A 22,120-nucleotide genomic window follows, 5' to 3' on the forward strand; every position below is an offset into this window, starting at 1 on the left:
AAAATTTAGTCTTGGATACTGGGGGATTTCCCTACCTTATTCAAAGAAAGGCATTACATGCTATTCCGAATGCAATAAAACAAATAAAATACTAAGACAACAACAGTAATAATACTCGATGCTGTTTTGAAAGTTTTGTTTTCATACGTTTTATTTAACAAGAAGAAGAACAAAACGACCCAGACCCCGTTGGAAAAGAATGATGTTAGTGCATTAAAAACAACTCGAAACGCAAACATAGAGTCTTCCATTAGTTTTTCACCTTTCTTTTTCCTTATTATACCATTTAAAAAGTGATGTGTCGTGTTTTTCTTGTATATTCTATACATGTGAGGTTAACATAACGTCCTATTATCGGTAGCGAGTTTTTCATAGAATCCTTGTTTTTACTAAATTTTTTGTCTCTATGTCTATCTATCACTTATATAAGATTTTATACATCATTGATATAGCAGAGATTCTAGGGATCTTCGCTATATCAATGATGTATAAAAAAGTAGTTAAACTAGTGTGTTTTACTCCGATTCATTTCAAAATATAATTGAAAATCCACCTTTAAATTAAAAAAGAAGGTGTTACCTTTATATATAAATAACTTCGAAATATTGTATAACAGATAATTTTTATGCATGATTGATTAGCATTGCTTATTGTGCTAACGAATCATGATAGTGTGGCGACCGACAAACTAAATAGTTGCTTATCCTCAATTATTAGAAGGGAAGTTCTATCATTTCGAGAATTTATTAGACATAGACGAGTGCTGTAAATTCCTATATCTACATAAAGAGGTGACTACGCATGAATCAAAGACCGTCAGAAGAAGAGTACGCCGGGGACTCCGGCGAATATATCCGTTTGGTACCGGACGGTAACATCATCGATATTCTACTCGCCCAGGAAAAGCAAATGACCGAGCTCCTGGCATCGTTGACCGAAAGCCAGGCCGCATATCGGTATGCGGAAGGAAAATGGACGCTGAAAGAAGTCGTGGGCCACATTGCAGACGCGGAACGCGTCATGACCTACCGCCTGCTCCGGTTCGCAAGAGGGGACCAGACGCCTCTGACCGGTTTCGATCAGGAATTGTTCATACCTCCTTTCGGAAGCTGGACAACCGAGCAATTGGCCGAAGACTACCGGGCCGTACGGCAATCAACGATCACATTGCTGCGCGGGCTACCGGCGGAGGCGTGGACCCGCAAGGGCACAGCCAACGACCTAGGCATTACGGTGCGCGCCCTCGCGTACGGCATCGCAGGACACGAACTTCATCACATGGGGGTCATCCGAAATCGGTACTTGAGTTAATCGTCGGCTGAGGCCGATTAAGCATTTTTGGAATCGGTCATAAATTTAAAACTGAATGTACTCGTCTATCGCTTGATTTAGTTCCTCAAACGTATCGTATTTATGTAAAAGCAGGCTTATTTAAAGATATTGATGCGGCGCGTTCAGAGAATTAGGAGATAAAGCATTAATTACATCGGCAAAAGCACTAGTAAATACGGCGTATCGATTAATTGTGGAAGAAGGGCTGTTAGAGAGGCGCAGAGGAATCAAGGATAAGTGATTAAAAGGAGTGGCTTTAACCACTCCTTTTTTATGGGTTTTTAGGGAAGAACATGCTAATTAATTTAGGGATTTCAAAATAAAAAATATCTTTTTTCCATTCTGTGTATAATGAAAATATGGGATATTTTGTGATTTCAGCAAATATGAAAATGGTAGATAAACTTTTAAGTTAGTTGTTTGAAAGATTCAAAAAATGATGTCGGTAGGTGAAGTAATGATAGAAGATATTCAATTGAAATCCATCAATGAGTTAGTTGACGATAAACAGTACTTTATTCCTTCGTATCAAAGAGGTTATCGATGGGGAAAGAATCAAGTTCAAAATTTATTAAATGATTTAGAAGAATTTATGAAGAAGTATTATCAAAAAGATGATATGTTTTATTGTTTACAGCCATTAGTGATCCGAAAATGTGAAGATGGTTATGAAGTAATAGACGGTCAACAACGTTTAACAACAATTGCATTAATTCATGCATATTTAGAAGAAGAATCTTTTTCAATTACTTATGCAACAAGACCAGAGAGTGCGGAGTTTATTCAAAATATAGCTGAAAATTATAATGAAGAAACTTCTATTAAAAATATAGACTATCACTTTTTTAAAGAGGCTTATACAGTTATAAAAGAATGGTTTGAACAAAAGCGTCAAAATGGGCGTACTTTTAAAAATAAATTTTCTATTATGCTAGGTGAACAAGTGAAAGTAATTTGGTATGAAGTGGGAGAGGATGTTGAAGTACGCGAGGTGTTTAGTCGGTTAAATAGCGGGAAAATCGAATTAACGAATTCGGAGTTATTAAAAGCTGCTTTAATTTTGAAAACGTCTTCTTATGAAAGACCAATGATTTCAACACAATGGGATGAAATCGAGCATCGATTACAAAATGAGCGTTTTTGGAGGTTTTTAGGCAAGAAGAAAAATTACATAAATCGAATCGAATTTCTATTTGATATTGCGGCGAATTATGTGAATTCACATAATCCAGATCCGTATTATACATTCTATAAATTACAAGAAGAGGATATTCAAACGGTGTGGCGCCAAATTATTGCGGATTTTGCTTTACTTGAAGAATGGTATGAAGATAGGGCATGTTATCATTTGCTAGGTTATCTTACTCAATATAAAAATATTACTGAGTATATTACTTTATATAGAAGTGATAGTATTAACGATAAAAAACATTTTAAACTTGTAATAAAACAAAGAATTTCAAAAGAAATCGAGTCTATTAATTTAAGAGAACTTGATTATTATCACGATAAAGTAGAGATACGAAAAGTGTTATTACTGTTTAATATTTTAATTGTTTTAAAGCAAAAAAATGTTGATGCTTATTTTCCTTTTGAATATTATTTGGAAAGTAAATGGAGTTTAGAACATATTCATGCTCAAAGTACAGAAGGATTAAATACGAAAGAACAGTGGAGCGTTTGGGTGCAAGGGACTATTAATTTGTTAGAAGGATTGAGTTGTTATAAAAAACTTGTAGAAGATTTAAAAACAGTCTCTTTAGAAGAGTTGACGGAAGAGAAATTTAATGGGATTTTTCAAAAGGTAGTAGAAAAAACAAATGATGATTTTTTAAGTGAAAGTAACGGTTTAGACAATTTAGTGTTACTAGATCAAGGAACAAATAGTAGCCTAAGCAATCACTTCTACCCAGTAAAATATAAGCGATTGATAAATTATGACAAATCAGGAGCTTATATCCCTTTAGCGACTCGCAATACATTTATGAAGTATTATAGCGATAAAGTAACGCAATATGAGTTATGGTCACTTGAAGATGGTGAAGCATATGTAAAAGCAATTGAATCTGAATTCAATGATTTGATATTGCAAGCTAAAGGAGTGATACAGCTTTGATAATGACATTTGCCCAATTAATTGAAGGTTATAGAATAGTAATTCCGATGATACAGCGGGATTATGCGCAAGGACGAGAGGATGATAAAGCCACTTTAGTACGGGAAAATTTAATAGAAAATATAAAAGCAGCTTTATTAGAAGGGAAACCTTTAGATTTTGATTTTATATACGGAACAATTGAAGACCGTGAAGGTAAAGAAACTTTACTGCCGCTAGACGGTCAACAACGATTAACTACATTATTTTTACTACATTGGTATTTGAATATAAAAGAAAGCGGCGATATGCAGCCTATATTAGAAAAATTTAGTTATGAAACGAGGATAACAGCTAAAGATTTTGTATATTATTTAGTTCGCAATTCAATTGAATATGATGATAAACCTTTATCAAAAGTGATTGAAGCTCAAAAATGGTATCAATATAAATGGAAGTTTGACCCTACAGTAGATGGTATGCTTCGAATGCTAGATAAAATCCATGAAGAGTTTTATAAAGTAGAGGATGGGTTATTAGAAGTATTAAGTGGAAAAGAATGTCCAATTTTCTTCACATTTAAAGATTTAAATAACATTGGATCAGGTGAAGAATTATATATTAAAATGAATGCCCGTGGCCGAGCTTTAAGCGATTTTGAAAATTTTAGAGCACAATTTGAACAACTATTAGAAGTACTAGGTTATAACGATAAGGCAAAAGAATTTTCTTTTACATTAGATAAAGAATGGACAGATTTCTTATGGCCTTATTTAGATGATTCGAAGACGTTAGATAAACCGTTTTTGAGATTATTTAATTTCATTTCTTCGAGCAAAATCTCAAGAATAGGTACAGTTGCGCCAAATACGTTTAATAAAGATTATACTAATTTTAAAGAATTGAGAACCATTTACAAAGAGGAAGAAAATGTTACGTTTCTTTTTGACATCTTTACGATTTGGAAAGATGCAGAACAGATTGAAAACGAGTTTTCTGCTATACACGAACAAATTCATTTATTTACAGATGAAAGAAATTACTTTAAAGCTTTGCTCGAAGAGGATAACCTTACATGGCCAGAACGAATTTATTTATATGCGATCATCCAATCGAAAGTTTATAAGAGGGGTGATGCAATTGAATTATTAAGACTTGTTCGGAATATAGTCAATCGAATTAGACAAGCGAAAGATGGAAGGTTCACGTCAAACATGCGCTATGACACAATTCCTACTATATTTGATTTCATTGATTATTTAGTGGAATCGGAAAAACCTGTACATGAAGCAATTTTAGATATTTCACCAAAAATGTTCTCTAAAATTAGTGATGCTAGTGTAAGACATGAACAAGAAAAAGTTCAATTAATCCTCGAAAGACCAGATTTGAAAGAGTGGTTATATAAGCTAGAGGATAATATATACTTCAAAGGCGCATTAATGGTCGTACTACCAATCTTTAAAAAATATCCTGAAAAACTGTACGATATGATGCAAGAACTATTAAGTACAAACCAATCTTTAGTTTCAAGAGCTTTTCTAGCAATTGGAGACTATGCGCATAAAATTGGCTATACAAATTTAGGACCTCGATATATATTTGGAGGAGATACAGTAAAAGAATATATATGGACGACTTACGATCCAAATTTACAAGTGCATTATGAAAATTTTCTAGAGAAATTAATAACACTTGAAGACGATATTATTGAGAACAAATTGAGAAATTTAATTCAAGAACAAAAATGGAATCCAACAAACTGGAAATATTATTTTGTTAAATACCCAACTATATTAACAGGGAAGAGAATGATATTTTCCTATGAGGATGAGGATCAACTGTTAATAGAAAAGTTAAGTGGTGTGAGTTTGCGAGCAGAACATATTAACCCGATATATAAAGTCGTTATAGAGAGTATTCCAGCACTATGTGATTCGCAATATAGCAACGTTCGTTTATCGGAAAGAAGTAAACTAGTTACAAAAAGCGGACTCGTTTTACAAATTTCTAACGGTAAATGGCAAACTGATGATGACGAATTAAACGATAAACTAATCGATATTCAAAAAACGGAAAAGGATTTAGTACAACAAATGGTAAAAGTGATTCATTACTAATTACGAAGATTAATGATTTTCGTTGTTAAATAGAGTAAAAGTGAAAACGAAAGAGCCAACTCATACAAGGGGGCTCTTTTGATTTCTTTGGAATAGCCTTTACATTTCGTTATATTAATCAAAAAAAATTGATTAATAAGTTGCATAAAGAACTCAACAACGTATATACTATAAACATCAAAAAAAGTTGATGAAGAGAGAGGGTATTACAGTGGCGCAAGATTTTCAGCTCTATGAGAAAAAATTCAAAGCATTAGCAGACCAGAAGCGTTTAGAGATTATGTATGAACTTTGTCAGCGAGGCCAGACTTGTGTATGTGATTTAACAGAGATTTTTGAAATGACGCAATCTAAGTTGTCCTATCATTTAAAGATTTTATTAGATGCAGGTTTAATTGTAAAAGAAACAAAAGGTACGTGGAGTTATTATGATTTAAATGATGCGGAAGTAAATAATTTATTATCAGAAGAATTGTGCTGTATCTTTAGAAAAACAGGAAAAGGTAGTTGCTGTTAAAATTTTGTACTATTAATCAAAAAAAATTGATTAATAACATGTAAAGAGGAGGAATAAGCTATGAAATATGTTCACGTTGGTATAAATGTTACGGATTTAGAGAAGTCTATCGAATTCTACGAAAAGGTATTTGGTGTGTCACCAGTTAAGGTGAAAGTAGATTATGCAAAATTTTTATTAGAGACGCCAGGACTTAATTTCACGCTGAACGTACGAGATGAAGTGAAGGGAAATCAAGTAAATCATTTCGGTTTCCAAGTGGATACAGCTGAAGAAATTACATTACATAAAGAAAGATTAGAAAAAGAAGGTTTCTTTGCGCGTGATGAGATGGATACGACTTGTTGCTATGCAGTACAAGATAAGTTTTGGGTAACAGATCCTGATGGGAACGAGTGGGAATTCTTTTATACGAAAGCACAGAGTGATGTTCATAAAATTGAAGAGTCATCTTGTTGCACGACTTCTAACGTAGTAGAAAAAAATTCTTGTTGTTAATAGGAGATGGAAAATAAAATGAAACGTTTATCATTTCTAGATCGATATTTAACACTATGGATTTTTCTAGCTATGGCTGTTGGGATTGGTTTAGGGTTTGTGTTTCCTAGTGTAGTAGACGGATTAAATACATTACAAGTTGGAACAACGTCTATCCCGCTAGCTGTCGGTTTAATTGTTATGATGTATCCACCATTAGCGAAAGTTCGTTACGAGGAAATGGGCCGTGTATTTAAAGATGTAAAAGTATTGGTTTTATCTTTAGTACAAAACTGGATTATCGGACCTGTACTTATGTTTGTTTTAGCAATAATTTTTCTTCCTGATAAGCCAGAATACATGGTCGGACTCATTATGATTGGTTTAGCACGTTGTATTGCCATGGTAATCGTTTGGAACGATCTAGCTGATGGGGATAAAGAGTATGCAGCAGGTTTAGTGGCTTTTAATTCCGTATTCCAAATGCTATTCTTCTCTGTTTATGCATACGTGTTTGTAACAGTCATTCCAGAATGGTTAGGCATTGAAGGGGCTATTGTCGATATTACAATGGGAGAAGTAGCGAAATCAGTATTTATCTATTTGGGAATTCCTTTTATAGCAGGTATGTTAACACGCTTTGTACTCGTTAAGTTAAAAGGAAGACAGTGGTATGAAAAGGTGTTTATACCTAAAATTAGTCCACTTACATTACTTGCATTGCTATTTACAATCATCGTTATGTTCTCTTTAAAAGGGGAAATGATAGTTAGCGTACCATTAGATGTAGTAAGAATAGCAATTCCGTTATTAATCTATTTTATTGTCATGTTTTTTGTTTCTTTCTTTATGGGAAGAAAAATTGGTGCAAACTATCCGGTGACAACAACGTTAGCATTTACAGCAGGTAGTAATAACTTTGAGTTAGCGATTGCTGTAGCAGTTGGTGTGTTCGGTATTCATTCGGGCGCAGCATTTGCAGCTGTTATCGGACCGTTAGTTGAAGTACCTGTAATGATCGCACTTGTAAACGTCGCTTTTTGGTTTAAGCGTAAATATTTTAATGATCAACCAGTCTAAATTTAAAAACAAAGGCGGAAAACAACATGGAAAACAAAAAGACAATTTACTTTTTATGCACAGGAAATTCATGCCGAAGTCAAATGGCAGAAGCATGGTGCAAACAATATGTAGGAGATAAGTGGAATGTATATTCTGCAGGAATCGAAGCACATGGAGTAAATCCAAATGCTATTAAAGCGATGAAAGAAGTAAATATTGATATAACAGATCAAACATCAGATATAATTGATGCAAACATTTTAAATAACGCTGATTTAGTTGTTACGCTTTGTAGTCATGCAGATTCTGTTTGTCCTTCGACACCTCCGCACGTAAATCGTGTTCACTGGGGATTCGATGATCCAGCAGGAAAAGAGTGGTCTGAATTTCAACGTGTTCGCGATGAAATTGGGGAACGTATAAAGCGATTTTCTGAAACAGGGGAGTAAATAAAGGAAAGAGCCAATCTTCTATCGTATAGGAGATTGGCTCTTTCCTTTATTAGTCATGACTGTATTGGTTCGCATAAATTACCGAAAAATAGAGGATATTCTATTGGATTGATAAAGTTAGAAATGTATTTAATCATGTAGGTGTTCACAAATAATAAAGTCATTTAAAAAATCATAAAGTTGTTTAGAATTAGAGATGGTATGATGAATAATCACACTATCTTTTCCTTTTTATGTATAATTAAATAAAAGGATTTTTAGATATTAAAATAAAGGGTAGTATATTAGCGCAAGGGGGAGAATGATGGATAAGTTGTTACAAGAAATCATTAATTGGTTAAAGATGAGAGATGAACAAATTGTTATCGGTATTTCAGGACATGGTGCAGCTGGAAAAACGACGTTTACTAATAGACTCGTAAAGCTACTAAATCAAAATGAAGTAAATTATATTAATACAGATCCTTACATTGTTAGTTCGGATATCCGCAAGCATGCAGTGATTCACTATACATATCAAAATGAAAATCATCGTTATAAAATGACAGCTTGTCATCCAGCGGCGCACCATTTGGCAGCTTTAGAAAGAGATATTCATATGATTAGAGCGGGGCTAGATTTTTATACGATAGATACGCATTATATGAAAAGTAAGTTGATTTCTTCGGAAAATAAAGTAACGATTGTGGAAGGAATGAGCGCCGCATTTATTAATCCTGATTTATTTGATTTGAAAATTTATTTTTATACAGATGGCGAAACGGAACTAATGAGAAGATCAAGCCGGGATATAGCTGAAAGGGGAGCCGATATAAATTATTTAAGGCAGTCTCATGAAGAACGCCGGATTCAATATGAAGTATTTATGCATTCGTATAGTCAGCGTTTTGATATAATTATCAAAACTTCTGATGAAACAATATGTTTAGAGAAAAATACATTTGAGTTTTATAAAGTTTAAATGAAAATCCTCAATTTGTTAATTGCATTATGACGGTTAATTTTTCTTATTTAGTACTTGTATTAAACAAATGTATTATTTAATCAATAATACATTCACTATGAAATAACTAGATTTTTAAAAAGATTTAGTAGCCTTCTTTCATCTACATAGATAGAAGGCTACTGTAATTTTGGCGGCAAAATTATATAACTGTATTATTACTCACAGTAGGATAGGATTCTCTATTTGAATATATTAGGTGTATCTTAAAAATTCTCACTTTAAAAGGTTTTTATTAGGAAGTACAAAAATGAATTTTTGTATGTAAGGAGAATAGGATGAAACACATAATAAAAGACATAGTAATAAACTACTTTAAAGAAATTCATTCACTACTAGTGGAAGAAGAATTACATAAGAACAGTTGGCATACAGATTTACACTATAAAATCATGGTGAATGGGAATCGGTATTCCGCACGGTTTATAAATAGCGATCGAACAATCAATCCGGCCTTTGGGGCGTTATCAAATGAACAATTGAAAGAGCAAGTACGCTTTACGTATTATTTACGAGAGCATGGAATCCCATTTATGCAGATTAAGGAGAATAGGGCGGGAGAGTCATTTACATTTGTCACTTGGAATGATGAACAGTACCGGTTTGTATTGTCTACTTGGATGGAAGGGGAACATGTTACTCATTGTACAGAAACGATGGCAGAAGTCTTTGGAAAGGAAGCAAGAAAGATACATGATATTTCTAGTACATTTCAAAGCCCAACTTTTCAAAAGAAATCTCATTTAGATGGATATGGTGAGTTTATAAAACTGTTAGAAAATAAAGGTGGTACATGCAAGCAATTGCAGAGATATATGGATTTAGCTAAGTATCATATAGAATGTGCACATACGAATGATTTAGAGTATATAGTACAAACAGATTTAAATCCTTTAAATGTCATATGGGATGCAAATCAATGTGTAAAAGGAATTATAGATTTTGAATCGATTGGATATGTTGATCGTATGGAAGGATTAGCCTTTTTAATAAAATGGTACTCCCGGATAGAAGGAATACAGTCGCATAAAGTATGTTCGGAAGTTGCTAGAGCATTTTTAGAAGGGTATGGAGCTAATAACATTTTAACTTCAAATGATTATAAAAGACTTTCTTCATTGCTATGGTTATCCGGCAGTTTAAATTGGAACTTTGTTAAAAAGACGATGAGTCTAGTAGATGACGAGAGAAAAATAGAGGAACATTTGAGAGCTTATAAAATAAGGGGAGAAAATCTATCTGTATTAGTAAGCTGAGAAAGAGCCAACTCACACGAGTAGGTTCTTTTTTTTGTACTACGAATCTTCGTAATAGAACGATGTTACGGCGTTCTTTCCATAGAATATAAGTGTAAAAAACGCACATTTCATCATAAAAAAATGATCTTTTTCATATTTTACAGGTTATCTGATGAGTAGGTATATTTTTTGTGAAAAAAATGTTTTCGAAAAGTGTTGAAATATTTTGAAAATTAAATTATTATTATCCATGTAAACTACTAAGTAATCGTTTACATGGATGAAATAAAGCTTTAAACGAAACTGAAGTAAACGATTTCTTGAAAACTTAGAAAGAGTGATGAAATGGCTAAGTCTACAATTAAAGATGTTGCAATGGAAGCGAATGTGTCTACAGCTACAGTATCTCGGGTGTTAAATGCAAGTGGATTTGTAAGTGACGACATTAAAGATCGTGTTTATTTAGCTGTGAAAAAACTTAATTATCAACCGAATGCGATTGCTAGAAGTTTAAAGCAAGATAAAACATATACGATTGGTGTTGTGATTCCGGATATCACAAACCAGTATTACATGACAATTTCAAAGGCGATTGAAGATATTGTACAGCAAAAGGGCTATAATCTTATTTTTTGTAGTAGTCATGAAAATCCTAAAAAAGAGGATAAATTGTTGCAACTACTAGTGGAACAACGGGTAGATGCGATTGTGTTGGCGACTGCTGGAGGTTGTGAAGAAAGAGTAAGAAGTATTCATCAAGCCGGTGTACCAATTGTTTTAGTTGACCGGACTGTTGAGATTGGAGGTCCAAAATTAGATTCAGTTATAGAAAGTAATTTTGAAAGTGCTTATACATTAACGAGTTATCTTTTAAAACAGGGTCATAGATCGATCGGTCTTGTGAATGGATTGTTGAGCGTTAGTACAGGTAAAGAGCGCTATGAAGGATTTCAAAAAGCTTTGGAAGAGTTCGGGATTCAGGAAGATGAAAACTACACGTTTAATAGCACTTTCACAAGAGAGGGTGGAATGAAAGCAGTTGATTATTTTCTTAATTTCACTGAGAAACCGTCAGCTATTCTAACCTTGAACAATGAAATGGCATTCGGTGTTCTTCTTGAATTAACGAAGAGAGGATACTCAGTACCAGAGGACATAGTGATCGCTTCATTTGGTGATGTGGAAGCAGCGCAATTATTACGAGCACCTGGGATTATATCAGTAGCTCACAAACCATATGAAATGGGAGAAAGAGTAGGTGATATTTTACTAAAGCGTTTAAATAATGAAGAAGGCCCTTTTAATGAAATATTTACACCGAAATTACTAATAGATGCACAAAGTGTAAGTAGTTAAAACGATTAGAAATAATGATTTTCGTTCAGATAAAAATTGGAAGGGAGATAGAAATGTTAAAAGGAATACCGAAAATAATTAGTCCAGATTTAATGAAAATTCTTTTAGAAATGGGGCATGGGGATGAGATTGTGTTAGCGGATGGAAATTTCCCCGCTGCCTCTTGCGGAGAGAAGCTCATTCGATGTGAAGGGCATGGGGTTCTTGAAGTTTTACAGGCAATTTTGCAGTTCTTTCCGCTCGATACGTATAGCGATCATTCCGTTTCGTTAATGAAGGTTGTACAAGGGGATCCTACCACGCCCTCCATTTGGGAAACGTATGATGCAGTGATTAAACAATATGATACTCATTTTGATAGTTTTGAGATGATTGACCGCTTTGCGTTTTATGAGAGAGCAAAGAAGGCTTATGCAATCGTTGCAACGAGTGAGAGTACTCTTTATGCCAATATCATTTTAAAAAAGGGCGTGGTTACGGATTAGCGCAGTATGAAACTTATATATTGTTTCATTTAAAAAATCATAGGGTAGTAGGTGATGGGATGAGTGAATTGCTACTGAAAATGGATGGAATTAGTAAAGCGTTCCCTGGCGTGCAAGCGCTTTCTAACGTGCGGTTTGAATTGAAAAAAGGCGAAGTTCACGCACTTTTGGGAGAGAATGGAGCCGGAAAATCTACATTAATGAAAATTTTAACAGGGATTTATCAAAGGGATACTGGAACGATTGCATACGAAGGAAAAGAAATAGAGGTACCCGATACAAAAGCAGCACAAAGACTTGGGATTAGCATTATTCATCAGGAACTTAATTTAGCTCCGCATTTAACAGTTGCCCAAAACATTTTTATTGGAAGAGAACCTAAAGGGTTATTTAATCTTTTTTTAGATGAAAAAGAACTAAATAATAGAGCAAAAAAACTATTTGAAAGGTTAAACATTCATTTAGATCCAAGAGAATTGGTAGGGGATTTAACAGTTGCGAAACAACAAATGGTGGAAATCGCTAAGGCACTTTCCTTTGATTCAAAAGTATTGATTATGGATGAACCAACCGCAGCTTTAACGGATACTGAAATCGATGCATTGTTTGTTATGATTCGGAAATTACGGCAGGGCGGTGTGGGAATTGTTTATATTTCTCACCGTATGGAAGAGCTAAAGAAAATTACGGACCGTGTATCGATTATGCGAGACGGTACATACGTAGGAACGATGAACACGAAAGATGCAACGATTGAACAAATTATTTCTATGATGGTTGGAAGAAAAATTGATAACAATCAAAAACCAGAAATGAAAGAGAAAACGCGAGAAAAAGTGTTTGAGGTGAAAAATTTAAAGAGAGGGAACACGATAAAGGATGTAAGTTTTGAACTGTATAAGGGGGAAATCGTTGGCTTTGCTGGATTGATGGGAGCTGGAAGAACGGAAGTAGCCCGCGCCATATTTGGGGCAGACCCATTAGATTCAGGGGAGATTTTCATAAATGGAAACAGGCTGAGTATAAAAAGCCCGACGGATGCAGTACAACATGGAATTGGCTATTTGTCCGAAGATCGAAAACAGTTTGGGCTTCTAGTTGGGATGGATGTCAAAACAAATATTGCAATGGCATCCATGAAAGATTATGTAAAACCTCTTGGCTTGATGCATGGTTCTAAAATTGATCAACAGTCTGAGGAATTAATTAAAAGGTTAAAAATAAAAACGCCATCAGGCAATCAATTAGTGAAAAACCTTTCAGGAGGGAATCAACAAAAAGTAGTTATTGGCAAGTGGTTGACTAGAGATTCAGATATCTTAATCTTTGATGAGCCTACACGCGGAATTGATATCGGGGCAAAAGACGAAATTTATAAGTTACTACATGATTTAGCTGAGCAAGGAAAATCAATCATTATGATCTCCTCAGAACTTCCTGAAATTTTAAGAATAAGTCATCGTGTAATTGTCATGTGTGAAGGCAAGATAACAGGAGAATTGAAAAATGATGAAAAAGCATCGCAAGAAGCGATTATGACTCTTGCAACAAAACGCATTATGTAATGGATATTAACGGATGATAAAGGAGTGAGCAGGAATGGAAATACAAAAGGTAGTCGAACTTCCAGTTGAAGGGAAGATGAGGAAAGGGATAAATTCAAATGCTCTTCAGCAGCTGCTAGCATTTGCAAGTTTAATCGTACTTGTTTTCATTTTTTCAATTGCTTCAGCTAATTTTCTGCAATTTGATAACATTATAGGAATCTTTCTATCAACAGCTGTTACAGGCATCCTTGCTTTAGGGGCAACGATGATTATTGTTACAAGTGGAATTGATTTATCATGTGGAACCGTATTGACATTGTCTTCGGTTATGACGGGTGTTTTTGCTGTCAACTTAGGTTTACCAGTTTGGGTAGCTGTTATCGGAGGGATTTTAATAGGTGCGGTAGTAGGTTTGATTTCGGGAGCTGCGATTGCAAAACTGAAGATTCCACCATTTATTGCAACGTTAGCTATGATGATGATCGCGAAAGGATTGGCACTTGTTATTTCGAAAGCTACTCCAATTTATTTTACTTCTATACCGAGCTTTAACAAAATTGCGATGGGTTCTATTATCCCTGGTTTTGCTATTCCGAATGCAGTTTTCATCTTTTTTGGAATGGCCATTTTCGCAAGCTTAATTTTAAATAAAACGATAATCGGAAGATATACATTTGCACTAGGAAGTAACGAAGAAGCAACTCGTCTTTCTGGAGTGAATGTAGATAAGTGGAAAATGATTATCTACATGATTGCAGGTGTTTTTACTGGTGTTGCAGGGATTATAATGGCATCTCGTTTAAATTCTGCTCAGCCTGCTTTAGGAGCAGGATATGAATTAGAAGCAATTGCAGCAGTCGTTATCGGAGGAACTTCTTTAAGTGGTGGTAAAGGAACAATTCTTGGTACTGTAATTGGTGCATTGATTATGAGTGTGTTAACGAATGGTCTGCAAATCCTTTCAGTGCCTCAAGAATGGCAAACAGTAGTTGTTGGGACTGTTATCTTATTAGCAGTTTACGCAGATGTGTTGCGAAACAAAAAAGCAAAGAATTAACGGTGATACTGTTTTTAAATCAAACAATGTATAGGGGGAATTTTAGATGAAGAAAGTAAAAAAAGGCATCGTTTTATCGTCAATTCTCGCAATCTCAATGTTTATGGGAGCGTGTTCTTCAAACAATGCAAGCACGGGAAGTAAGGATAGTAGTGCTCCTCCAAAAGATGACGGTAAGCGTTATGTTGCGATCATTTCAAAAGGTTTCCAGCATCAGTTTTGGCAGGCAGTTAAAAAAGGGGCTGAGCAAGCAGCAGATGAATATAAGGTGAATATTACATTTGTAGGTCCTGAAACAGAAGCGCAGGTTGATAAACAAGTTGAGATGCTTCGTAGCACACTTGATAAAAAACCAGATGCGATTGGTTTTGCTGCATTAGACTCTAAGGCTGCTCTTCCTTTATTAGAACAAGCAAAAAACAAAAAAATTCCGGTTGTTGCATTTGACTCAGGTGTTGAAGGTGATATACCTGTAGCAACAGCTGCAACTGATAATAAAGCGGCAGCAGCTCTTGCAGCTGAGAAAATGGCTGGATTAATTGGTGACGAGGGGGAAGTAGCAGTAGTTGCTCATGATCAGACAAGTAAAACTGGTGTTGAACGCCGAGATGGCTTTGTAAATACAATCAAATCAAAGTATCCGAACATCAAAATTGTCGATATTCAATATGGTAGCGGTGATCAATTAAAATCAACTGACGCTGCTAAAGCAATTATGCAAGCGCACCCAAATGTAAAAGGTATTTTCGGTACAAATGAAGGTTCTGCAATTGGGGTAGTAAATGCTGTTAAAGAATTGAACAAAAAGAGTGTCGTAGTAGTTGGCTTTGATTCTGGAAAACTACAAATTGATGCAATTAAGAGCGGCGTAATGGCAGGCGCGATTACACAAAATCCAATTGGAATTGGTTATGAAACTGTGAAAGCTGCTGTTGAGAACCTAGATGGGAAACAAGTATCAAAAACAATCGACACTGGTTTCTATTGGTACGATAAAAAGAACATCGATGATCCAAAAATTAAGGAAGTTCTATATCAATAAAATATAAAACGAAACTAGCGGTGCAAATAAGATAGAAACTGAGGTGTATAACATTGGCGAGTGTAATCAATGATTTGAAATTATATGCAAATAAGATTGTCCAAACGGGTCTTGTAGTAGGGGCAGGTGGAAATTTAAGTATGAGAGATGGAAATATCATGTATATCTCTCCTAGCGGTTTTGATTTGCAAGAGATAGAAGACGATCAGTGGGTACGTGTCGATATTGAAACTGGTGAGATATTGGATGATTTAAAACCATCCTCTGAAATATTAATGCATTTGGAATGTTTTCGTAAGCGTCCTGATATAACAGCTGTTTTACATGCGCATCCAAGTTATTCGGTAGGGGTATCATGTACTGGCCATACGATTCCGAGTCTATTCCCAGATTTTCCGGCAATGATTCAAAGCGTTGCTTACCTTGATTATATGATACCGACTACAGAAGTTTTGGCTAACGCGGTATCGGGTGTAATTGAAGAAAATGATGTAGTAGTAATGAGAAATCACGGCGTTCTGACGGTTGGTAAAACAATGAAAGAAGCATATTTTCTTATGCAAATTCTAGAAGAAGCGGCAAAGGTATATACGATTGCATCGACAATAGGAGTGCCAAGAGTGCTTACAGAGGATGAATGTCACGAATTAAGAAATCTATCTTCCGAGAAATATAGATTACAACTATTAAAAGATGCGGAGTAGTTACATGTTTCTGAAGGGTGTGAATGAATGGAAAAAGTTTGGGCTTTTGATTTAGGTGCATCCAATGGGCGTTTAATGGTAAGTGGATTTGATGGGAAACGTCTTTATCTTGAAGAGGTTCATAGGTTCTCCAATCGTCCGGTTTACGCAACAGGCCATTACTATTGGGATGTGTTAAGGATATTTCAGGAGATGAAAAATGGAATTGGCAAAAGTATTAGAAATGGGCATAAATCGATTGAAAGTTTGTCCATCGATACGTGGGGAGTTGATTTCGGGCTTCTCTCTGAAACAGGTGAATTGCTTAGTAATCCGTATTCTTATAGAGATCCGCATACAAATGATAGCCTAAAGGAAATTATGGAAGTCATTCCGCGGGATGTTTTGTTCTCTCGATCGGGAGTTACACCAGCAGCAATTAATACGATTTGCCAGCTGTATACGATAAAAAAGAATAACCCAGATTTAATGGAAAAGGCAAAAACTCTTTTGTTAACACCAAACTTATTGAGTTATTTATTTTCCGGTATAAAGGCGAATGAATATACGATAAGTACAACGACATCGTTATTTCATATTCATGAGCGTAATTGGGATACTGCCCTTATGACCGAGCTTAGCCTTCCTACAGAAATCATGGCAAATATTGTGATGCCAGGAACGACTCTTGGTCCGACGCTTTCTTCGATTCACAACGAATTTGGTATACAGCCTGTTAAGGTTATTGCTGGAACGGGACATGATACTGCCTGTGCTCTTGCTGCATTGCCTATAAAGTCAGAAAATTCAGTATTCATGAGTTGTGGTACGTGGATTTTAATGGGCGTTCAAGTAAAGGATCCAGTTATTACTGAACAGGCATTGGAATGGGGCTTTACAAATGAAGGAACGGCAGATGGCGAGTTCCGGTTGCTCAAAAATATTATGGGATTATGGCTCATGCAAGAATGTAGAGCCGTTTGGGCAAAAGAAGGTACTATTTTTACTTACGAAGAAGAGGCAGAATTGATTCGACATACAAAACCGTTTGCACATTTCATAGATCCGGATGATCCTTCTTTCTTCAATCCAGAAAATATGCCGAAACAAATACGAGACTTCTGTATAAAGAGTGGGCAACAACCGCCTGAAACGGAAGGAAATTTCCTCCGTTGTATTTTGGAGAGTCTTTCACTGAAGTACAGGTGGGTCTTAGAGAAACTGGAAGCTTTAACTGGAAAATCAATAGAGGTTATCCATATGGGCGGCGGTGGCATTCAAAATGATTTATTTTGTCAATTTACCGCAAATGCGACAAACCGCCCTGTTATAGCGGGACCGGTTGAAGCGAGTGCGATTGGAAATGCATTAACTCAATGGATTGCGCTAGGGAAAATAAAAGATTTAAAGGAAGGTAGAGACATTGTTGAAAGTTCGTTTCCTGTTAAGCACTATCAACCTCAAAATCAATCAGAATGGCAGGAAGCATACGGCCGTTTTACCGAAATAATCGACCAAAATGTAATGAAAAAGGGGTTTTAAAATGAAAACTGTTCATAATAGATTTTACAACAAATTACCAAAAATCGGCATAAGACCAACTATTGATGGGAGAAGAAATGGTGTACGTGAATCTCTTGAAGATATGACGATGAATCTAGCAAAATCGGTAGCGAACTTATTAACTGAAAATTTGCGTCACTATAATGGGGAAGCAGTAGAATGTGTCATTGCTGATACATGTATCGGCGGCGTGGCTGAATCGGCTAAAGCGGCTGAAAAATTTGCAAGAGAGGGAGTCGGTGTTTCTATCACTGTTACACCATGCTGGTGCTATGGTTCTGAAACGATGGATATGAATCCCGATATTCCAAAAGCAGTATGGGGATTTAATGGAACAGAACGTCCCGGGGCAGTGTATCTTGCGGCTATCCTAGCTGCCCACAATCAAAAGGGCATTCCGGCTTTCGGCATATACGGGAAAGATGTGCAAGATTTAAGTGATACATCCATTCCTGAAGATGTGCAGGAAAAGTTACTCCAATTTGCAAAGTCTGGTCTTGTTGTTGCTACTTTAAAAGGGAAATCGTATCTTTCGATGGGATCTGTCTCTATGGGGATTGCCGGTAGTTCCGTCCAACCTGAATTTTTCCAAGATTATTTAGGAATGAGAAATGAATACATCGACATGTCTGAATTTGTAAGAAGGATAGATGAAGAGATTTATGATAAGGAAGAATATGCAATGGCTTTAAATTGGGTGAAGGAGTATTGTCCAGAAGGCCCAGATAATAATGCAGAAGAAATGCAACGATCAAGGGAGCAAAAGAATAAAGATTGGGAAACGAGCGTTAAAATGACGTTAATTGCAAGAGATCTTATGGTTGGAAATCCGAAACTAGAGGAACTTGGCTATGGTGAAGAAGCATTAGGACATAACGCCATTTCTGCAGGTTTCCAAGGTCAACGCCAATGGACGGACCATTTCCCGAATGGTGATTTTATGGAAACAATTTTAAATTCATCCTTTGATTGGAACGGAATTCGACCTCCATACATTATGGCTACTGAAAATGATAGTTTAAATGGGGTTACGATGTTATTTGGCCATTTATTAACAAATACGGCTCAAGTTTTTGCAGATGTAAGAACGTATTGGAGCCCGGAGGCGGTAGAACGCGTGACAGGGCATAAACCGGAAGGATTGGCGGCAAATGGATTTATTCATATGATTAACTCCGGTTCCGCTGCGCTTGATGGTACAGGACAACAAACGAAAGATGGAAAGCCTGCTATAAAACCGTTTTGGGAAATTACGGAGGAAGAAGCTCAAAATTGTCTAGCGGCGACTTCTTGGAGACCAGCTTCAACTGGCTATTTCCGCGGAGGTGGATTCTCAAGTGATTTCTTAACAAAGGGAAATATGCCTGTAACAGCAGCTCGTCTCAACCTTGTAAAAGGATTAGGTCCTGTTTTACAAATTGCAGAAGGTTACACAGTTGAAATACCGAAAGAGGTTCACAACGTATTGGATGAAAGAACCGATCCAACTTGGCCAACAACTTGGTTTGTACCAAATTTAACAGGAGAAGGTGCCTTTAAAGATGTTTACACTGTAATGAACAATTGGGGTGCTAACCACTGTGTAATTAGCTACGGACATATTGGCAATGATTTAATTACTCTTGCTTCCATGCTCCGAATTCCTGTAAATATGCATAACGTCAAAGAAGAGAACATATTCAGACCGAGTGCATGGGGTATGTTCGGAACAAAAGACCCAGAAGCAGCAGATTATCGCGCCTGCCAAAACTTTGGCCCATTATACCATTAATGATAAGATCCCCTGATTGCATATCGGGGGATTACTATAGAGCATATTTTTCTGAATTGGAATGAAATTGTACCAACTGTAGTGCTGAAAAGAATCGCAAGTAATAGGAAACTCTTGAACATACAAATACACATTATTTTCGTATCCAAAATAATAAAACAATAAAAAATAACGGGGGTAAAAATATGGTTAAAAGTTTATGGAACGAAACGAAGGCAACACAATTATCGCAAGGAGTAGACGAATTAGTGTATCGTTCGAATTTAATTGGAACTGACCGTGCAGTATGTAATTGGGGCGGCGGAAACACATCGGTAAAGACATTTGAAAAAGATTTTCGCGGTCATGATATAGAGGTCATGTGGGTGAAAGGAAGTGGATCTGATTTAGCGACTATGAAAGCACAAAACTTTACTGGTTTAAGAATGGAAGACATTCGTTTATTAATGGAGCGCGAAGAAATGCCAGACGAAGAAATGGTAGAGTACTTAGCACATTGTATGATTGACAGCAAGCATCCGCGTGCGTCTATCGAAACATTATTGCATGCTTTCTTACCTTTTAAACATGTAGATCATACACATCCAGATGCCATTATTAGTCTTTGCTGCGCACATAACGGAAGACAAATTGCTGAGGAGATTTACGGTAATCGTTTCGTTTGGGTTCCGTATGTGCGCCCTGGATTTACGTTATCTAAAATGATTGCAGAAGGCGTGAAAAATAATCCAAATGCTGAACTAGTGTTAATGGAAAAACACGGCCTAGTCGTTTGGGGAGATACGGCGAAGGAGAGTTATGAAAAAACGATTGCTGTTATTAATGAGGCAGAACAATATATCAATGAGCGAGTGAATGAAAGTACTGTATTTGGAGGTCAAAAATACGAAGCACTTTCAGTAGAAGAGCGTAGGAGAATTCTTGCAAAAGTAATGCCGATTATTCGCGGGGCAGTTAGCGATGAAAAGAAGATGCTATTATCCTATGATGATGCAGATGAAGTACTTCAATTTGTAAACAGCCACAATGCACGAGAGCTTTCGCAAGTTGGAGCGGCTTGTCCTGATCATTTAGTTCATACGAAGCGCAGTCCTCTTTATATCGATTGGGATCCGGAAACGAAAGACACGGACGGATTAATAGAGAAAATGAAAGCTGGTGTGGAAAGCTTTAAAGAAGAGTATAAAGCTTACTTTGAACGTAACAAATACGAAGGAGACAAAATGTTTGAATCTGCACCTCGTGTAATTTTAATTCCTGGTATCGGTATGGTGAATACCGGTAAAAATGTGGCGATGTCAAAAGTAAGTGGTGCGCTGTATCATAGGGCGATTTCAGTAATGAAAGGTTCCACAACACTTGGACGCTTCGTTTCTTTAAATGAAAATGAATCTTACAATGTGGAGTACTGGCCATTAGAGCTATATAAATTATCGTTAGCACCAGCTGAAGCAGAATTTTCTCGCAAAGTTGCCTTTATTACAGGTGGTGCTGGCGGAATTGGAAGTGAAACAGGACGCTGCCTCGTTTCAGAAGGCGCGCATGTAGTGCTTGCTGATTTGAACTTTGAAGGGGCAGAAAAAGTTGCGGCTGAAATTAACGAGAAGTATGGCGAAGATCGTGCGCTCGCGGTAAAAATGGATGTAACAAAAGAAGAAGAAGTGAAGGCGGCATTTGAGCAGGCAGCACTTGCTTACGGAGGCATTGATTGTATCGTGAACAATGCAGGACTTGCGACATCGAGCCCATTTGATGAAACAACGCTTCAGGAATGGAATTTAAATATGAATGTTCTTGGAACGGGATATTTTTTAGTAGCACGTGAAGCATTCAAGCAAATGAAACAGCAAGGAATTGGTGGGAACATGGTATTTGTCGGCTCAAAAAACTCGGTATATGCCGGGAAAAATGCTTCAGCATATAGCTCTGTAAAAGCACTTGAAACGCATTTAGCAAGATGTATTGCAGCTGAAGGCGGTGAGTATGGTATTCGTGTAAATTCAGTTCTTCCCGATGCGGTTCTGCAAGGATCAGCTATTTGGGGTTCAAAATGGCGTGAAGAACGTGCCGCAGCATATGGTATCGAGCCTGATCAATTAGAGGAGCATTACCGTAAACGTACAACATTATTGGTTAATATTTATTCGAAAGACATCGCTGAATCGATTGCTTTCTTTGCCTCTTCAAAGGCGGATAAAACAACGGGATGTATGATTACAGTTGATGGCGGCGTAACCGCAGCATTTACTAGATAATCATTTCGCGTATATAACAAGAAGTATAATAGGCAAATGTTTTTTGCCTATTATACTTCCATATA

19 protein-coding genes are annotated in these 22,120 nt (G+C 36.2%); 18 read left to right on the plus strand and 1 reads right to left on the minus strand.

The annotated features are described in order from the left end of the window. Nucleotides 1–53: 53 nt before the first annotated feature. Complete coding sequence (locus tag MR113_RS28475) at nt 54–251, minus strand: hypothetical protein (protein WP_098656125.1); 198 nt, start codon at nt 249–251, stop codon at nt 54–56. Between the two features lie 550 nt (nt 252–801). Between MR113_RS28475 and MR113_RS03940 the strand changes: the two genes are divergently transcribed. The 18 genes from MR113_RS03940 to MR113_RS04025 all read left to right on the plus strand — a co-directional run bounded on the left by MR113_RS03940 (nt 802) and on the right by MR113_RS04025 (nt 22,055). Beyond that, a complete protein-coding gene (locus MR113_RS03940) occupies nt 802–1,311 on the plus strand; it encodes a DinB family protein (protein ID WP_242251265.1) in 510 nt (169 codons plus the stop codon). A 478-nt stretch (nt 1,312–1,789) separates the two neighbouring features. Continuing rightward, nucleotides 1,790–3,448, plus strand: a complete 1,659-nt coding sequence (locus MR113_RS03945; protein ID WP_242251267.1) for a DUF262 domain-containing protein — start codon at nt 1,790–1,792, stop codon at nt 3,446–3,448. Between the two features lie 2 nt (nt 3,449–3,450). Beyond that, entirely contained in the window at nt 3,451–5,547 is a 2,097-nt protein-coding gene (locus MR113_RS03950) for a DUF262 domain-containing protein (protein WP_242251414.1), read from the plus strand. Between the two features lie 190 nt (nt 5,548–5,737). Next, on the plus strand, nt 5,738–6,064 hold the full coding sequence (arsR, locus tag MR113_RS03955; protein ID WP_242251277.1) for an arsenical resistance operon transcriptional regulator ArsR: 327 nt from the start codon (nt 5,738–5,740) through the stop codon (nt 6,062–6,064). Between the two features lie 60 nt (nt 6,065–6,124). Further along, on the plus strand, nt 6,125–6,562 hold the full coding sequence (locus MR113_RS03960) for an ArsI/CadI family heavy metal resistance metalloenzyme (RefSeq protein ID WP_242251279.1): 438 nt from the start codon (nt 6,125–6,127) through the stop codon (nt 6,560–6,562). A gap of 18 nt (nt 6,563–6,580) precedes the next feature. Continuing rightward, nucleotides 6,581–7,621, plus strand: a complete 1,041-nt coding sequence (arsB, locus tag MR113_RS03965) for an ACR3 family arsenite efflux transporter (RefSeq protein WP_002128038.1) — start codon at nt 6,581–6,583, stop codon at nt 7,619–7,621. Between the two features lie 26 nt (nt 7,622–7,647). Then, complete coding sequence (gene arsC / locus MR113_RS03970; RefSeq protein ID WP_242251291.1) at nt 7,648–8,052, plus strand: arsenate reductase (thioredoxin); 405 nt, start codon at nt 7,648–7,650, stop codon at nt 8,050–8,052. Between the two features lie 307 nt (nt 8,053–8,359). After that, on the plus strand, nt 8,360–9,016 hold the full coding sequence (locus tag MR113_RS03975) for a uridine kinase family protein (protein WP_061678321.1): 657 nt from the start codon (nt 8,360–8,362) through the stop codon (nt 9,014–9,016). A 320-nt stretch (nt 9,017–9,336) separates the two neighbouring features. Further along, a complete protein-coding gene (locus tag MR113_RS03980) occupies nt 9,337–10,314 on the plus strand; it encodes a phosphotransferase enzyme family protein (RefSeq protein WP_242251305.1) in 978 nt (325 codons plus the stop codon). Between the two features lie 327 nt (nt 10,315–10,641). Next, entirely contained in the window at nt 10,642–11,652 is a 1,011-nt protein-coding gene (locus tag MR113_RS03985) for a LacI family DNA-binding transcriptional regulator (protein WP_242251308.1), read from the plus strand. 53 nt (nt 11,653–11,705) lie between these two features. Next, nucleotides 11,706–12,137: an RbsD/FucU family protein gene (locus MR113_RS03990; protein WP_242251309.1), complete on the plus strand. Its 432-nt coding sequence runs from the start codon at nt 11,706–11,708 to the stop codon at nt 12,135–12,137. 59 nt (nt 12,138–12,196) lie between these two features. Then, nucleotides 12,197–13,702, plus strand: a complete 1,506-nt coding sequence (locus MR113_RS03995) for a sugar ABC transporter ATP-binding protein (protein WP_242251311.1) — start codon at nt 12,197–12,199, stop codon at nt 13,700–13,702. A gap of 34 nt (nt 13,703–13,736) precedes the next feature. Continuing rightward, nucleotides 13,737–14,741 (plus strand): ABC transporter permease, encoded by a 1,005-nt coding sequence (locus MR113_RS04000; RefSeq protein ID WP_242251313.1) that lies wholly within the window; start codon nt 13,737–13,739, stop codon nt 14,739–14,741. A 46-nt stretch (nt 14,742–14,787) separates the two neighbouring features. Beyond that, nucleotides 14,788–15,783: an ABC transporter substrate-binding protein gene (locus MR113_RS04005; RefSeq protein ID WP_242251316.1), complete on the plus strand. Its 996-nt coding sequence runs from the start codon at nt 14,788–14,790 to the stop codon at nt 15,781–15,783. Nucleotides 15,784–15,836: 53 nt separating this feature from the next. Then, complete coding sequence (locus MR113_RS04010) at nt 15,837–16,487, plus strand: class II aldolase/adducin family protein (RefSeq protein WP_242251326.1); 651 nt, start codon at nt 15,837–15,839, stop codon at nt 16,485–16,487. A gap of 27 nt (nt 16,488–16,514) precedes the next feature. Beyond that, nucleotides 16,515–18,008 carry a rhamnulokinase gene (locus tag MR113_RS04015; protein ID WP_242251328.1) on the plus strand — a complete coding sequence of 498 codons (1,494 nt, stop codon included), beginning with the start codon at nt 16,515–16,517 and terminating at the stop codon, nt 18,006–18,008. Between the two features lies 1 nt (nt 18,009). After that, entirely contained in the window at nt 18,010–19,800 is a 1,791-nt protein-coding gene (locus MR113_RS04020; RefSeq protein ID WP_242251330.1) for an L-fucose isomerase, read from the plus strand. A gap of 185 nt (nt 19,801–19,985) precedes the next feature. Further along, entirely contained in the window at nt 19,986–22,055 is a 2,070-nt protein-coding gene (locus MR113_RS04025) for a bifunctional aldolase/short-chain dehydrogenase (RefSeq protein WP_242251332.1), read from the plus strand. The last annotated feature ends 65 nt before the right edge of the window (nt 22,056–22,120 follow it).

This window comes from Bacillus cereus group sp. BfR-BA-01379, assembly GCF_022663605.1.
Lineage (GTDB): Bacteria > Bacillota > Bacilli > Bacillales > Bacillaceae_G > Bacillus_A > Bacillus_A mobilis.

Coding starts and splice junctions, on each gene's coding strand:
- MR113_RS28475 (WP_098656125.1), bottom strand. CDS start 251: ATGGAAGACTCTATGTTTGCGTTTCGAGTTGTTTTTAATGCACTAACA.
- MR113_RS03940 (WP_242251265.1), top strand. CDS start 802: ATGAATCAAAGACCGTCAGAAGAAGAGTACGCCGGGGACTCCGGCGAA.
- MR113_RS03945 (WP_242251267.1), top strand. CDS start 1,790: ATGATAGAAGATATTCAATTGAAATCCATCAATGAGTTAGTTGACGAT.
- MR113_RS03950 (WP_242251414.1), top strand. CDS start 3,451: ATGACATTTGCCCAATTAATTGAAGGTTATAGAATAGTAATTCCGATG.
- arsR (WP_242251277.1), top strand. CDS start 5,738: ATGAAGAGAGAGGGTATTACAGTGGCGCAAGATTTTCAGCTCTATGAG.
- MR113_RS03960 (WP_242251279.1), top strand. CDS start 6,125: ATGAAATATGTTCACGTTGGTATAAATGTTACGGATTTAGAGAAGTCT.
- arsB (WP_002128038.1), top strand. CDS start 6,581: ATGAAACGTTTATCATTTCTAGATCGATATTTAACACTATGGATTTTT.
- arsC (WP_242251291.1), top strand. CDS start 7,648: ATGGAAAACAAAAAGACAATTTACTTTTTATGCACAGGAAATTCATGC.
- MR113_RS03975 (WP_061678321.1), top strand. CDS start 8,360: ATGGATAAGTTGTTACAAGAAATCATTAATTGGTTAAAGATGAGAGAT.
- MR113_RS03980 (WP_242251305.1), top strand. CDS start 9,337: ATGAAACACATAATAAAAGACATAGTAATAAACTACTTTAAAGAAATT.
- MR113_RS03985 (WP_242251308.1), top strand. CDS start 10,642: ATGGCTAAGTCTACAATTAAAGATGTTGCAATGGAAGCGAATGTGTCT.
- MR113_RS03990 (WP_242251309.1), top strand. CDS start 11,706: ATGTTAAAAGGAATACCGAAAATAATTAGTCCAGATTTAATGAAAATT.
- MR113_RS03995 (WP_242251311.1), top strand. CDS start 12,197: ATGAGTGAATTGCTACTGAAAATGGATGGAATTAGTAAAGCGTTCCCT.
- MR113_RS04000 (WP_242251313.1), top strand. CDS start 13,737: ATGGAAATACAAAAGGTAGTCGAACTTCCAGTTGAAGGGAAGATGAGG.
- MR113_RS04005 (WP_242251316.1), top strand. CDS start 14,788: ATGAAGAAAGTAAAAAAAGGCATCGTTTTATCGTCAATTCTCGCAATC.
- MR113_RS04015 (WP_242251328.1), top strand. CDS start 16,515: ATGGAAAAAGTTTGGGCTTTTGATTTAGGTGCATCCAATGGGCGTTTA.
- MR113_RS04020 (WP_242251330.1), top strand. CDS start 18,010: ATGAAAACTGTTCATAATAGATTTTACAACAAATTACCAAAAATCGGC.
- MR113_RS04025 (WP_242251332.1), top strand. CDS start 19,986: ATGGTTAAAAGTTTATGGAACGAAACGAAGGCAACACAATTATCGCAA.